This window comes from Methanoregula formicica SMSP (genome assembly GCF_000327485.1).
GTDB lineage: Archaea > Halobacteriota > Methanomicrobia > Methanomicrobiales > Methanospirillaceae > Methanoregula > Methanoregula formicica.
In genome coordinates this window covers 2,532,680-2,545,735 of record NC_019943.1, presented here as the reverse complement: position 1 = coordinate 2,545,735, position 13,056 = coordinate 2,532,680, and the positions used below count along the sequence as shown (strand labels likewise).

At 57.0% G+C, this 13,056-nt stretch carries 14 protein-coding genes; 10 read left to right on the top strand and 4 right to left on the bottom strand.

Annotated features, from left to right (window positions below):
- From hdrB to METFOR_RS16155, 4 genes are read right to left on the bottom strand one after another with little or no spacing between them, the layout of a single operon-like run.
- Positions 1 to 924 carry a CoB--CoM heterodisulfide reductase subunit B gene (hdrB, locus tag METFOR_RS12690; protein WP_015286556.1) on the bottom strand — a complete coding sequence of 308 codons (924 nt, stop codon included), beginning with the start codon at positions 922 to 924 and terminating at the stop codon, positions 1 to 3.
- A 3-nt stretch (positions 925 to 927) separates the two neighbouring features.
- The gene (hdrC, locus tag METFOR_RS12685; protein ID WP_015286555.1) at positions 928 to 1,509 is read right to left on the bottom strand and encodes a CoB--CoM heterodisulfide reductase subunit C; all 582 of its coding nucleotides are present in this window, start codon (positions 1,507 to 1,509) and stop codon (positions 928 to 930) included.
- Between the two features lie 5 nt (positions 1,510 to 1,514).
- Positions 1,515 to 2,690, bottom strand: coding sequence for a 4Fe-4S binding protein (locus tag METFOR_RS12680; RefSeq protein ID WP_048111408.1), 1,176 nt, complete (start codon positions 2,688 to 2,690; stop codon positions 1,515 to 1,517).
- Positions 2,691 to 2,712: 22 nt separating this feature from the next.
- Positions 2,713 to 2,979 (bottom strand): hypothetical protein, encoded by a 267-nt coding sequence (locus METFOR_RS16155; RefSeq protein WP_015286553.1) that lies wholly within the window; start codon positions 2,977 to 2,979, stop codon positions 2,713 to 2,715.
- 315 nt (positions 2,980 to 3,294) lie between these two features.
- Here METFOR_RS16155 and fhcD point away from each other — a divergent pair, with 315 nt between their 5' ends.
- From fhcD to METFOR_RS12630, 10 genes are all read left to right on the top strand, one after another.
- Positions 3,295 to 4,179, top strand: a complete 885-nt coding sequence (fhcD, locus tag METFOR_RS12675; RefSeq protein WP_015286552.1) for a formylmethanofuran--tetrahydromethanopterin N-formyltransferase — start codon at positions 3,295 to 3,297, stop codon at positions 4,177 to 4,179.
- A 196-nt stretch (positions 4,180 to 4,375) separates the two neighbouring features.
- Positions 4,376 to 5,332 (top strand): DUF1743 domain-containing protein, encoded by a 957-nt coding sequence (locus METFOR_RS12670; RefSeq protein WP_015286551.1) that lies wholly within the window; start codon positions 4,376 to 4,378, stop codon positions 5,330 to 5,332.
- Positions 5,316 to 6,212 carry a methanogenesis marker protein 11 gene (gene mmp11, locus METFOR_RS12665; protein ID WP_015286550.1) on the top strand — a complete coding sequence of 299 codons (897 nt, stop codon included), beginning with the start codon at positions 5,316 to 5,318 and terminating at the stop codon, positions 6,210 to 6,212. The genes METFOR_RS12670 and mmp11 overlap by 17 nt, the downstream gene beginning before the upstream one ends.
- A complete protein-coding gene (locus METFOR_RS12660) occupies positions 6,194 to 7,162 on the top strand; it encodes a radical SAM protein (RefSeq protein ID WP_015286549.1) in 969 nt (322 codons plus the stop codon). Before mmp11 ends, METFOR_RS12660 begins: the two co-directional genes overlap by 19 nt.
- Positions 7,159 to 8,430 carry a thiamine pyrophosphate-dependent enzyme gene (locus METFOR_RS12655; protein WP_015286548.1) on the top strand — a complete coding sequence of 424 codons (1,272 nt, stop codon included), beginning with the start codon at positions 7,159 to 7,161 and terminating at the stop codon, positions 8,428 to 8,430. Before METFOR_RS12660 ends, METFOR_RS12655 begins: the two co-directional genes overlap by 4 nt.
- A complete protein-coding gene (locus METFOR_RS12650; protein WP_015286547.1) occupies positions 8,411 to 9,538 on the top strand; it encodes a homocitrate synthase family protein in 1,128 nt (375 codons plus the stop codon). Before METFOR_RS12655 ends, METFOR_RS12650 begins: the two co-directional genes overlap by 20 nt.
- Positions 9,535 to 10,746: an aconitase/3-isopropylmalate dehydratase large subunit family protein gene (locus METFOR_RS12645; RefSeq protein WP_015286546.1), complete on the top strand. Its 1,212-nt coding sequence runs from the start codon at positions 9,535 to 9,537 to the stop codon at positions 10,744 to 10,746. The genes METFOR_RS12650 and METFOR_RS12645 overlap by 4 nt, the downstream gene beginning before the upstream one ends.
- Complete coding sequence (locus tag METFOR_RS12640) at positions 10,746 to 11,216, top strand: LeuD/DmdB family oxidoreductase small subunit (protein WP_015286545.1); 471 nt, start codon at positions 10,746 to 10,748, stop codon at positions 11,214 to 11,216. The genes METFOR_RS12645 and METFOR_RS12640 overlap by 1 nt, the downstream gene beginning before the upstream one ends.
- Complete coding sequence (locus tag METFOR_RS12635) at positions 11,213 to 12,013, top strand: DUF7714 family protein (protein WP_015286544.1); 801 nt, start codon at positions 11,213 to 11,215, stop codon at positions 12,011 to 12,013. The genes METFOR_RS12640 and METFOR_RS12635 overlap by 4 nt, the downstream gene beginning before the upstream one ends.
- Entirely contained in the window at positions 12,010 to 12,978 is a 969-nt protein-coding gene (locus METFOR_RS12630; RefSeq protein ID WP_015286543.1) for an isocitrate/isopropylmalate dehydrogenase family protein, read from the top strand. The genes METFOR_RS12635 and METFOR_RS12630 overlap by 4 nt, the downstream gene beginning before the upstream one ends.
- The last annotated feature ends 78 nt before the right edge of the window (positions 12,979 to 13,056 follow it).

Below are 13,056 nucleotides of genomic sequence, written 5' to 3'. Positions count from 1 at the left end.
TCACAGCACCTTCTGCAGGAACGGTTCGCAGCTGATACCATGGAGGTCCAGCCCGAGTTCCTGCGGGCTCATTCCCTGTGCGAGACCGAGGAGTTCAGCGAAGTGGAGCACCGGCAGGTTGTAGGTGACCCCGAACTTCTCCTGGATCTCGATCTGGCCGCGGTCAAACTGGAGCTGACAGAACGGGCAGATGTCGGTGAGTGCATCCGCTTTCGCCTCTTTGAGGTTGATCAGCTTTTCGTTGGTGATGTCCAGCGCGTGGACAATGTCGTACCCGCGGACACCGCCACCGGCACCGCAGCACTGCATCTTGTTGCGGTACTCGACCGGGGTTGCACCGGTTGCGGCAACGAGCTCTTCCATCCAGGTGGGGCACTCGGTGTTGAGCATGACTTCCTTCTCGAACTCGCGGTCCTTGTGGGGCTTCACCAGGTGGCAGCCGTAGTGGACGGCAACGCGGGCGCCGGTCAGGGGGTTTGTCACGCTGTCGCGGACCTTGTCAACGCCAATGAACTTGTCATTATAGAGGAGCTCGGCGGTATGGTAGACATTGATAGTACCCTTGTACTCCATGTCAACTTCCTTGAGCACTTCATTGACATCGTCGCGGAGGTCCTTGTTGTGCTTGAGCTTGTGGTTGACCTCCCAGATCGACTTATAACAGCCGTTGCAGACAAGGGCGATATCCATCTTCATCTGCTCGGCGAGCACGAGGTTGCGGGCTGCCATTGCATAGAAGACCTTGAGGTCGATCGAGCCGAATGCACCGGGGGCCGGGCAGCAGCTTGCACCCTTTAAGGGGACGAGCTCCACGCCGAGTTTCTTCATCGCCTTGATCGAGGCGGATTCGACACCGGGATACCGGTTCGGGGCAATGCATCCGAGATAGAATGCGAACTTGTGGTTTGCGCCTGCTTCAGACATGGCTTAGCCCTCCCTTTCCTTGACGATCCGGTCTGCATTGGCCTTGAGTTTGTAGTGATCGAGAATCTTCCGGATGCCGGGCATGTATTCAGGATACATGTGGGTGGTCGGCGGGTCGCGGGTCAGTCCGAGCTTCTCGCGGGCTGCACGGTTGACGTCATTGTTGGGCACACCGTGGCCTGATGAATAGATCGCCTGCACGGTCTTTAAGAAGTTGACCGGGACGATATCCCTCTTGAAAGCGAGGTTCCGCATGGCCATGATGACATCGGTCGGGATGATGTCACGCGGGCAGCGGTCCGAGCAGCTGTAGCAGGTCGTGCACAGCCAGAGATCGGGGTCGGTGAGCGCTTCGTTCTCGAGCCCGAGCACTGCCCTGCGCATGAAGTGACGGATACGGTAGGAGCTGCGGGGTGCTGACGGGCAGGAGCCGGTGCAGGTACCGCACTGGTAGCACATGTGGGCGATCGTGCGTGAGATCGACTTTACATTCTTTAAGAATTCTGGATTCGAGTCCTCACGGACATATCTCTGGTCGCGGAGTTTCTTCTCCAGCGCTTCGGGGTAACCTTTTGTTCGTGCCATGATGCTCACGCCTTCCCCATAATTTTGAGGTTAACCTGTCCGGTGACTTCCTCTTTCACCTTCGAGCTCCTCGTGGTGCAGAGTTTAGCCTTGATCTTCTTGAACAGGTCGGTTTCCGTGCCCTTCATACGGACGCCCGTCCTCTTCAGGACGATGATGTCCTCACCGGGGCATGCATTGACGCAGGCACCGCACAGGATGCAGAAGTCCTTGTTAACGGCGATCTTTTCCTCGATGCCGTCATGCTTCAGCTCGGCTGCGGGCTTCGGGGTCGGCAGGTAGATCGCATTTGCCGGGCAGATCTCCGCACAGGTCGAACAGCCGCCGGGGCATTTCTCTGCGTGGAACTCGATGTCGCCTTCGAAGATCTTCTCGACGGTGATTGCCTCGGTCGGGCAGTTTACCGCACACCATCTGCAGGTGCAGCAGTTGTCCTGGATAATGTCGACCTTTCCATCGATCTTGTCGGAGATGATCTCGCGCTCGACCGTGATGCATTCCTCGGGGCAGACTTCAACGCACACCTTGCAGGCATCGCACTTGGTCTCGTCCCAGATCACGTCACCTTCCACCTTGCCGGATTCGGCGGTGAATTCCTTGTGCTTCACAACGATTGCCGGGCACAGGGCGCCGCAGAGGCCGCAGAGCGAACACTTCTCCTTGTCAACGGTGAAGGTCGTCTTCTTCTTCATTGCGGAAGCCTTGGGCTTTGCACCGGCAACGGGGCCCTTGTAGGTCCCTTCGTAGGCGGGGACGTTCCGGTCGATTGCATCCCGCGGGCATACCTCCTCGCAGGTGGTGCACTTGACACACTTTTCGTCGTTGATCTCCGCCTTCATGTCGTACTGCGGGAATCCTTCCTTCTCGATGATCGGAAGTCTCTCCTTTCCATCCACCTTCAGTGTCAATGCATTGAACGGGCACATGATGACGCAGACACCACAGTAGGAACACTTGGTCTCGTCAACATCGATCGGGGCAGCGTAGTTGATAGCACCACGCCTCGACGCACCGACAAGCCCGAGGACGATAGCCTCCTCGGGACAGGCGTCGACACAGATACCGCAGCCCGTGCAGGTCTCAGCATTGAGAATAAGGTTGTTGGTGTTCTGAAGGAGCCTCTGCTCCATCACAACGTTTACCCCATCCTTCTTTTTCGAAAACTTGGGAAACAATGCCATGTATTCACCCTCACGCTGTTTCTTATTGCACACCTGCCTCGGGTATTCCATACCCGGGGCCTGCAATTCTGATAACACCGTATGGGCACGCCCGGACGCAGACGCCGGATCCGGCGTGTGAGCTTCCCTCTGAAATCAGGAAAAACGGAAACCCGTTCCCGACCCGGCAGACATCATCCGTTGGCACAGAATCCGCTGCACGAAGCTCACCTGCGAAACCAGGACAAGCAACCACACAATTTTTACAGCTAGTACATTCGTTTTTTGTTATGTGCACTGCAAATGCCATTTTTGATCTTCACGCACCAGCTATAGATCGATTCTAAAAATCGACTAACAAAAAGTGGTAGAAGATGATAGATAAATGTTCTGAAATTTATTGGCGATGTACCCCCGTTTTATAGACGATCGTATTATTTTAGTTTAAATACCCGGTTCGCATGTTAATAGGAAAAAAGCCATAGTTAATGAATTTTGATGTACCTCTTGGGATTATCTCTTGTTATTTTGCTGCGCTTTCATTTATCCTGTCCTGCCCGGAAATGTAATTAGAAACTTTATTCAGTGACCATCATGGTACCTTTGTGGTACCAGAGGTTATCTCATGGAAATCAACGGCGTTACTATTGACAATACCTATGCAGAGGCATTCCCGACCTGGGTCTGCCGGGTCATCATCACTGCAGTGAACAAGGAATGGGCAAAGAAGGCAGCAACCGAGGCTACCGGGTTTGCCACATCCGCGATCGGCTGCCCGTGCGAGGCAGGTATCGAGTGTGAGCTGGACGGTTCACAGACCCCCGACGGACGCCCCGGCGTGGCAATCCTGATCTGTGCCAGCAAGAAGAAACTCAAAGAACAGGTCGTAGAGCGCCTTGCGGAGTGCGTCCTGACGGCACCCACGACTGCTGTCTTTAACGGCATCACCAATGCCGAAGAGAAGATCCCGGTCAAACTCCACTTCTTTGGCGATGGCCACGAGTACCAGAAGGAAGTCGGCGGCAGGAAGTGCTGGGTTATCCCGATCATGGAAGGCGAATATGTCGGTGAGGAAGAGTTCGGCATCGTCAAGGGCGTTGCCGGCGGGAACTTCTTTGTCATGGGCGAGAACCAGATGGCAGCCCTCATGGGTGCCCAGGCAGCAGTCGAGGCAATCGACGGTGTTGCCGGGACCATTACGAGCTTCCCCGGCGGTGTCGTTGCGAGCGGCTCCAAGGTCGGCAGCCTGAAGTACAAGTTCATGCCCGCATCCACGAACGAGAAGTACTGCCCGACCCTCCGCGAGAAGGTCGCAGACTCCAAGATCCCGGCCGGTGTAAAGGCCGTGTACGAGATCGTCATTGACGGTGTTGACGAGAAGTCGGTTGCAGCAGCAATGGCAGCCGGTATCAAGGCGGCAGTAACTGTGCCGGGTGTCAAATTCATCTCGGCCGGTAACTTTGGCGGCACGCTCGGACCCTTCAAGATCGAGCTTCACAAAGTCCTCTGATTTCATTCCTTTTTTTCAGTTCTGTTAAAATTACCATTCCTGCTGTGTGAATGCCGCTCTACTAAGATAGTGCAGACTCACAGCTCCTGTTCTGTATGTTAATACACTTTCTGTGTGAGATATTGCACGGGAAAGATCGATCTGTATAAATAGAGTTATTGCCGATTATTTTGTTAACGAAATTTTCGGCGATAACATGGTCACCCTTATTCCCAACGAAGTTACGAAGCGGTTCGGACCGCTCTTCTCGCAAAAATTCCTGGTTATGGTCGATGAGCAGAGCGGCAGGGCCGAGATCCTTGAGCAGTGCCGGGCACGAGGCCCCATTGAATGGGATGCCATGAACCGGAAGAGAGCGGGCGGTGCTGTTGAAGGATGTTCTGTTGAGGGGACCAGCATGGTGATCTCGGCAAAACTGGGCAGGCACCCGGTGAATTTTGGTGCTGCGGCCGGGGAGATTGGCGGGCAGGCTCTCGAAGCAGTCGAAGTATCGGGTGACGAGGTAATCACTTCATGGGCCGGCATTGCCGGTGCCGGTGTCGGTGTTGCTGCGTGCCTCCCCCAGGCACCCGGAGTTATCCGGGCCGAATACCCAAGCGAGGAGGACCTGAAAATTGGCGGGGCACGCACCAACCGCGTCAGGATTGTATCCCCCATGTATGAGAAGATCTGTATCGGGATCGATGATACCGATACTAAAACGGAAGGTGCAACCTGGGTGATGGCGCTGAAATGCGCCGGTGCATGCACGATCCCCGGGGTCGAATTTTTGAACATGCGTCTCATCCAGCTCAACCCGGCGGTTCCCACCAAGACCACGAATTGCGTTGGTTCAGCGCTGAACTTCGCCGTCAGGCCGGACAAGGTGCAGGCACTCCTCGATTTTGTCAGGGCATACGTGGAGCAGAATACGTTCTCGAAGGATACCGGGATAGCGTACCACCGGGGGATCGGTTTCTCCCGTGACTCTCCGGCATTTGCTGAGGTGAAGCAGGAGATCATGACGGTAGATCGGGCAGAAGAAGCGGCACGGGAGATGGGCATTACATTCATCGATACCAATGGCCGGAAAGGCAGGATCGGTGCACTGGGTGCGGTGCTCTGGGGCAACCGAGGTATCGAGGCAGCGGGACTCTATGGCGAACATCTCTGATCCCTACGTCATCCACTATCCGCGGATCGTTGCGGTGGCCGATGCCACCGGGGCTGCAGTTGAACTCATCGAGTTTTTTGACTGTATTGGCGGTGCAATGTGGTCGAAGCTCCATTACGCACAGAGCCCGCTCGTGCGGGATGTCCGGTGCGTGGGATCCACGATGCGATACCTCCTGAAGACCGGAACCGTTGACCTTGCGCTGGAGGGATCGCGGTTCCCGGCAGGAATCTCTTCCTGCAGGATCGAAGGAGACGAGATCGCCATCACCTATATCGGAATGGGCGGCGGGGGAGTCGGTGCTGCGGCATGCCGCTCCGATGCAGCCGGCGTCCTCCGGAGCCGGAGCGATCCAGCCGGCGGGGGGAAGATCGCCGGGGCAACGGTATGGCTCCCGAGGATGCAGCGGGTATTGATTGGTGTCGATGACACGGACACTCCTGAAGAAGGCGCAACGTGGACCCTTGTCCACAATATTGCCCGTGCTGTTGAGGATGACCGGTCGATCTACCTGTCACATACCATCGTCCAGCTTTACCCGGTACCGTACCGGACCAAGAACTGCGTAGGGCTGGTCGCTGAGTTCGCGACAAGTGATCCCGAAGGGCTGACGGGCCGTTTCCGGCAGCTGCTGGAACAATACACCTTGTCGAAGAAAACCGGCATGGCCGTATATTCCGGTTTCGCACCCTCGGAAGAACTGATGGCATACGGGCGCCGTGTCAAACGGGGAGAGATTGATGCAGGTGAGCTGGACACTCTCGGGGACCCGGATCTGAATATTCTCATGAAGGGCAGAGGAATTGTCGGTGCGGTGGCAGCCATCCCCTTTTTCACACGGTACGATGAGGCGCTGGAACTATGCAGTGGAAAGACCTGAAAGCACAGCTGCTTGAAACCGGAGCTGTACATCTGACCGGTGAACCGGCAGAACGGTTTGTTGCGCGCTCCGCAGCAGGTCCCGGGGCCGGTGGCAGTGGTGCAGTATTTTTTGCCATGGGCAGTCACCGGGTGAAACTCGCCCTGGACCCGGCAAGTCCCGTGGAGGTTGTTCACCGGGGCAATGGTGCAGCTGACCTCTACCTTGATGGAAATCTTATCAGCGGCAGGCTCCTAGAGCCGGGTTTCCACTGCCCTGACCAGGCGTTCATCACGGTCACGGGCAGCTGTATCTTCCGGTGCCGGTACTGCAATGTGCCGAATACCCATGGGAAAAGAAAGAGTATCGACGAGATCATGGCGATGGTGGAATCCGTGCGGCATCGTATCCATGCGATCTCGATCACGAGCGGGGTGCTGGAGAGTATTGAAGAGGAGGAAGCATATGTGCTGGAAGTGGTCAGGCGTCTTGCCTGCTTTCGCCTTCCGATCGGCGTCTCCATTTACCCGACAGAGAAGACTCCCGATCGGCTCCATGAGATCGGCGTTGCCGAAGTGAAATTCAACCTCGAAGCGGCGACGCCGGAACTGTTTTTAAAGATGTGTCCCGGTCTGGATTACAGCCGGATCTGGCAGGTTCTCGACCGTTCGGTAGAACTCTTCGGGAAGAATCGTGTCTTTTCGAATGTCATCATAGGCCTTGGCGAGACGGATGCTGAACTGGTGGCCTGTATCTGGAGGCTTACAAGCCATGGCGTGATTCCGGTCTTCCGCCCGCTCAACCCGGTTGCTGAGCTTTCCGATGTGCCCCGTCCGTCTGCCGGTCGGCTGAAGAAAATCTTCGCAGTTCACGGGCAGGCTCTTGAAGCGGCAGGACTTGATGCCCGTCTGGCGGAGACGATGTGTACGAACTGTGCCGGATGCGACCTTGTTCCTGGGAGGGATGGATGAAAGGCATTGATGTCATAGCAGAGGCATTGCTGGCATGTACAGACCGGCAGTATACCGTGCCGGGCTTTCCGGTAACGGATCTTGGCGCACGCGTGAACGCGGAGATGGTGATCAACGAGAAGACCGCCCTGGAATATGCTCTCGGCGATTCGCTCGAAGGGCGGAGAGCCGCAGTCATCATCAAGAATGTTGGTGTGAATGCCTGTGCAGATCCCCTCCTGCAGGCAACAGCACAGGGCCTGATCGGCGGCGTGGTGCTGGTTGCAGGCGACGATCCGGATGCCGAGGGATCGCAGACCTCGCAGGACTCCCGGTATTACGGCGAACTTGCGGAGCTGCCGGTCATCGAACCCGGTACTGACAGCTGCTACGCAGGCGTAGTATCTGCCCTGGAAGCCTCGGAACAGTTCTCACGGGTTGCGATGCTCCGCCTTACCCCGTCCCTGCTGGATTCGGAGGCAGAGCATGTCCCCGTTAAGCCAAAGGTTGGGAAAGGCAGGCTCTCGGAACGGAGCTGGACAATGAACGGCCGGGTTACCGCAGCCGAGGAGATCTACCGCACCATGTTTGCGTGGTCTTCCACCTCGTCCCTGAACCAGTGGAACGGGGAGCCGGCGGGTGCCGGCCCGTGTCCCGGGAAGACCCGGATTGTCACCGTGAATCCCCCTCCGGAGCAGGTGGCGGGGATCCAGGACATACGGGAGCGTGGAAGGACGTTCATCCGCGACCATCGCGGGATCCTTCCCCCGGTGCCGCAGGACCGGCCACAGTCCTGGGAAGACCGGGGCTTCTATCGTACGTTTTGCAGGAATTGTCCGTTCCTTCCGATGATGGATATTCTGAAAGAGCGGAGGATGGCGCTGATCTGCGATGCCGGGTGTTCGGTACTCGGGATGACCCCGCCCTACGAACTGGGGGCAGCCAGTTATGGCATGGGTTCCAGTATCGCTGTTGCGGCGCGGAGCACGAAAATCGCCCTGATCGGGGACTATGCCCTGCTGCATTCCGGCCTGAATGCGCTCATCGACGTTTACGAGAAAGGTCTCCCGATGCTCTGTATCGTGATGAACAACACCTGCACCGCAATGACCGGTAAGCAGCCGTCATACGATCCGCTCCCGTACCTGCGATGGGCGGACCCGGTCGCCTGCCGGGCTGATGATGTACCGGCACTTGAACGCGAGCTCGTGGTTACGGACAGGCCGCGGACGCTCGTCGTGAACGGGACTTGTCCGGAAGGGAGCAGCCATGAAACCATTGAATATTGAGATCTGTGATGTGACCCTAAGGGACGGCGAACAGACGCCGGGAGTTTCGTTCTCCTGCAAGGAGAAAGTCGAAATTGCCACCCTGCTGGACGAGATCGGTATCGAGATGATCGAGGCCGGTTTTCCGGCAGTATCGGAAAACGAGAAACATTGCGTGAAGACGATTGCGAATCTCGGGCTTGACGCCCGGATCAGCGGCTTCTGCCGGGCGAAAAAACCCGATATTCAGGACGCGATTGACTGCGGTGTTGACATGGTGAGCATTTTCATCCCGACGTCCGAGCTTCACGTCCGGCTCAAGTTCAAAAAACCCCGCGAGCAGGTACTGGAAGAATCCCTGGAGATGATCGACTATGCCCGTGACCATGGCACGCAGGTGCGGTTTGCCGCAGAAGACGCATCCCGCACAGATATCCCGTTCTTAAAAAAGGTCTACCAGCGGGCAGCAGAACGCGGGGCAGTCCTCCTCAGCTATGCCGATACGGTGGGTTGTCTCATCCCTTCCGAGATGCACGCGGTGATGGCAGAACTCGTCTCATCAGTCGATCGCCCGTTCTGCGCCCACTGCCACAACGACATGGGCTGTGCCGTGGCAAACACGCTTACCGCAGCGGAAGCCGGCGCGTTCCAGCTTCATACCACGGTGAATGGGATCGGTGAGCGGGCAGGAAATACATCGCTTGAGGAACTCCTCATTATCCTGTGGACAAAGAAGGGCATTGACCGGTACGATCTCTCGAAACTGACGGAACTGTCGCATCTGGTCGAGAAATATTCCGGTATTTTCCTGCCCCGGAACAAACCCGTTACCGGGGAGCTGGCATTCTCCCACGAGAGCGGCATTCACATCGCGGCCATTCTCGATGATCCGTCTGCCTATGAATACTTCTCTCCTGACCTCGTGGGGGGAACACGCCACTTCATCCTCGGGAAGCACACCGGGAAGAAGGCCCTTGAGCACGTTGTCGCATCCCTTGGCTGCGAACTTACCGAAAAGCAGATCTGCGCCGTCCTCGACCTGGTCAAGGACCACTCCGAACAGAAATGCAACATCACCCCGGAAGTATTACGAAAACTGATAAGGAAAGTGAAGGAGTCCCCTGCATGATCACGTTATCTGAACGTATCCTGAATGCCCCGGCCGGAGAATATGTCGACCGGAAGGTAAACCGTGCATTTGCCTGTGACGGTACGGGCATGCTTGCCCTGGAAGCATGGAAGAACATGGGTGCACGACATCTTGCCGACGATACCGAGTTCTCCATCTTCTTCGATCATATCGCCCCTGCCAACAATTCCACTGCCGCCACCCTCCAGCACGAGCTCCGTGAATTCGCAAAAAGTTCGTTCATGAACTTCTCTGAAGTCGGCGGGGGCATCTGCCACCAGCTGATGGGCGAGGGAAATGTCCTGCCCGGCGAGATCGTTATCGGCGCCGACTCACATAGCGTCACGCTCGGCGCCTTTGGAGCATTTGCGACTGGTGTCGGGGCAACGGACATGGCGGCGATCTGGCTGACGGGTGAGACCTGGCTCCGCGTTCCGGAAACAATTGGCATCCGGCTCGAAGGGCGGTTTGCCGGGGCTGCGGAGGCAAAGGATCTCGCCCTTGCCTACGTGGGCGAGCTCGGGACTGACGGGGCAACTTACCAGGCACTGGAGTTCATCGGAGATGCGGTCAAAGATCTGTCCATTGACGAGCGCATGGTGCTCTCCAACCTGTCCATTGAAGCAGGTGCTAAAGCCGGGTTGTTTTATGCCGACGATGTAACCGCGCGCTATCTCAGGGAACGGGGGCATACCGTGAAGCCACAGATCCCCGAATCCTGTACCTATACCCGGGAGCAGGAATTCGACCTCTCTGACATTATTCCCCTTGTTGCGGTCCCGCACCGCGTCGACACGGTGAAACCGGTTGACGAACTTGCCGGGCTTCCCCTTGACCAGGTATTCATCGGTACGTGCACCAACGGGAGGTACTCCGACCTGGCACGGCTTGCCCGTATCGTGAAAGGGAAGAAAGTGGCGGTCCGGACGATTGTCGTCCCCGCATCGGCCTCTGTTCTCCTCCAGGCAACAAGGACCGGTGTCCTTGCCGACATTGTCGAAGCGGGATGCACGGTCGGTACCCCCGGTTGCGGCCCCTGCCTTGGCGCCCACATGGGCGTTCTCGGGGAGGAGGAGGTCTGTCTATCCACGGCAAACCGCAACTTCAAGAACCGCATGGGTGTCGGGGGAGAGATCTATCTCTCATCGGTTGCCACGGCGGCTGCCAGTGCACTGGCAGGAGAGATCACTGCCCCGGAGGTTGCCTGATGAAAGCAGAGGGGCGTGCTGTCTGCCTGCCTGCCGACATCGATACCGATGTGGTGATCGCCGGGAGATATTTGCGGACCAAGGACAAAAGCATCTGGGCATCCCATGTCTTCGAGGACCTTGACCCCTCTCTCGCGCACCGGCTCAAGGGAGCTGTTATCGTTGCCGGGAAGAATTTCGGGTGCGGGTCGTCAAGGGAACAGGCCGCAATCGCGATCCGGGAGGTCGGGGCGGTCGCGGTGATTGCGCCCTCGTTTGCCCGGATTTTCTTCCGGAATGCCATCAATGTCGGCCTCCCGCTTATCGAAGCCGACATACCCTGCGATGATGGCAACATGATAAAATTCAACCTCGCGCAAGGCATTGTAGAAGTTTCGGGAAAGCGGTATAGCGTAAAAACCCTATCGCCCAGGATGCAGGAGATCCTGGTGGCCGGTGGTCTCGTGGAGTACTGGAGAAAACGACAATGATCTTTCCGGAGCACTGCAAGTACGTGGGACACGCATCGGCAAAACCCTGTGGCGACCGGGTCTATTTCCTGAGCCGGTATCTTCTTCATGAGACCGCGAATGGTACCGAAGTGCTTGAGGTCACTCCGGATCCGCAAGGAAAAGGGATGATGCGGGAAATTGTCGCGACCCGGGTACTGGCAACCGCAGATCAGGTTTATCGTTTTCCGGACCGGGTGCAGTTGCACGACAGGACAAGCCTCATCCGGTTGGCGCTCGATTCCGGCTACCGGTGCACGGTCTTTACCGGTGTGGATGAACATACGACCTTTGTGCTCGATCCCGATCTCTCGGGGCTGCTGGAAATCCATGTCTATGATATCAGTCCCCCCCGGCCGAATCTGTCGATGTGCCTGAGAGAACTGGAAGCAACGGGTCTGTTTGGTGACCTCTCGGTCCGGTTTTGTCATCACGTACGGGACATCCGTGAGATCGGTGCGGAGGTCTATCCCTGCCGTGCAGCCGGGTTCGATCGAACTCTCGATGAAGATCCCGTATCTGGGGGAGAGCATATTGCCGGATGCCAGACAGGATTGCAGCTATGCTCGGAATGCTATGGAAAAACCATCACTCTGGAAAATATCTGCCCACTAAGCCAGGTGCAGGAAGAACCATTCATTGCACGGTGCTGCCGGGCAGAACGTGAGGGGCCCGACACCTGGAACGGGAAATCCGGGTATGTCGTCCACTGGGGTGCAAACCCTGCAACCGTTGCCAGGGCGGTTAATAATCTGGTTACGGAATGGAAGGGGAAATGACAAAGATCGCCGTTGTTGAAGGGGATGGGATCGGGCACGAGGTCATCCCGGTCGCCCGCAAAATTCTCGAAACCCTGCATCCCGAGTTTGAGTACTTTCCTGTCGAAGTGGGGTACGGGAAATGGGAGCAGACCGGTTGTCCCTGCGCCGACCAGCAGATAACCGAACTCAAAACTGCAGATGCGGTCCTGTTCGGGGCAGTGACCACACCCCCCATGAAAGACTACCAGAGTGTTGTCCTGCGGATCAGGAAGGCACTCGATCTGTACGCGAACCTGCGCCCGGTGAGAGGCGATGGGTTTGATATCATGATTGTCCGGGAAAATACCGAAGGCCTCTACTCCGGGATCGAAGAGTTCTCCCCCGACCGTGCAACAACGCTCCGGGTCGTGACCCGGGCTGGCAGCGAGCGGATTGTACGGTCAGCAATCCGGCTCGTTCACCAGCGAAAGGGGCACCTGACAATCGGCCACAAGGCAAACGTCCTCAAGTCAGACGTCCTCTTCCGCGATATCTGCAACAGCGAAGCGCAAAAAGCCGGTATTGAATGTAATGACCGGTTCATCGATGCCCTTGCGCTTGACCTCCTCCAGCACCCGGCTGCCTATGACGTGGTCGTGACAACCAATATCTTTGGTGATATCCTCTCGGATGTTGCCTCGTTTCTTGTCGGGGGTCTTGGGCTCGCACCGAGTGCGAATATCGGTGATCGCTATGCCCTCTTTGAACCCGTTCACGGGAGTGCACCGGATATTGCAGGAAAGAACATCGCGAACCCGATTGCTGCGATAAGAAGTGCCGCAATGCTCCTTGAATACCTGGGTGACTCAAGCGGGGCTGCCCGCATAGAGAGCTCGATTAACCGGGCACTCGATCAGGAGGGGATACGCACCCGAGACCTCGGTGGTTCTGCCGGCACGCGGGAGTTTGGGGATGCCGTCATCCGCGAGATCTGCGGTGAATAACCGGTATACCGGTGTTTCTTTGGTCCGCGCTGTTCCGGGGGAATCCGTAAGCTATTCAAACCCGCCGGTGAGACTATT

Bases quoted from the DNA above. Each gene is read 5' to 3' on its own strand.
- METFOR_RS12635 (WP_015286544.1), top strand. From the start codon at position 11,213: ATGATCTTTCCGGAGCACTGCAAGTACGTGGGACACGCATCGGCAAAA.
- METFOR_RS12680 (WP_048111408.1), bottom strand. From the start codon at position 2,690: ATGGCATTGTTTCCCAAGTTTTCGAAAAAGAAGGATGGGGTAAACGTT.
- METFOR_RS12660 (WP_015286549.1), top strand. From the start codon at position 6,194: ATGCAGTGGAAAGACCTGAAAGCACAGCTGCTTGAAACCGGAGCTGTA.
- hdrB (WP_015286556.1), bottom strand. From the start codon at position 924: ATGTCTGAAGCAGGCGCAAACCACAAGTTCGCATTCTATCTCGGATGC.
- METFOR_RS12640 (WP_015286545.1), top strand. From the start codon at position 10,746: ATGAAAGCAGAGGGGCGTGCTGTCTGCCTGCCTGCCGACATCGATACC.
- METFOR_RS12650 (WP_015286547.1), top strand. From the start codon at position 8,411: ATGAAACCATTGAATATTGAGATCTGTGATGTGACCCTAAGGGACGGC.
- METFOR_RS16155 (WP_015286553.1), bottom strand. From the start codon at position 2,979: ATGGCATTTGCAGTGCACATAACAAAAAACGAATGTACTAGCTGTAAA.
- METFOR_RS12630 (WP_015286543.1), top strand. From the start codon at position 12,010: ATGACAAAGATCGCCGTTGTTGAAGGGGATGGGATCGGGCACGAGGTC.
- METFOR_RS12670 (WP_015286551.1), top strand. From the start codon at position 4,376: ATGGTCACCCTTATTCCCAACGAAGTTACGAAGCGGTTCGGACCGCTC.
- hdrC (WP_015286555.1), bottom strand. From the start codon at position 1,509: ATGGCACGAACAAAAGGTTACCCCGAAGCGCTGGAGAAGAAACTCCGC.
- METFOR_RS12655 (WP_015286548.1), top strand. From the start codon at position 7,159: ATGAAAGGCATTGATGTCATAGCAGAGGCATTGCTGGCATGTACAGAC.
- METFOR_RS12645 (WP_015286546.1), top strand. From the start codon at position 9,535: ATGATCACGTTATCTGAACGTATCCTGAATGCCCCGGCCGGAGAATAT.
- mmp11 (WP_015286550.1), top strand. From the start codon at position 5,316: ATGGCGAACATCTCTGATCCCTACGTCATCCACTATCCGCGGATCGTT.
- fhcD (WP_015286552.1), top strand. From the start codon at position 3,295: ATGGAAATCAACGGCGTTACTATTGACAATACCTATGCAGAGGCATTC.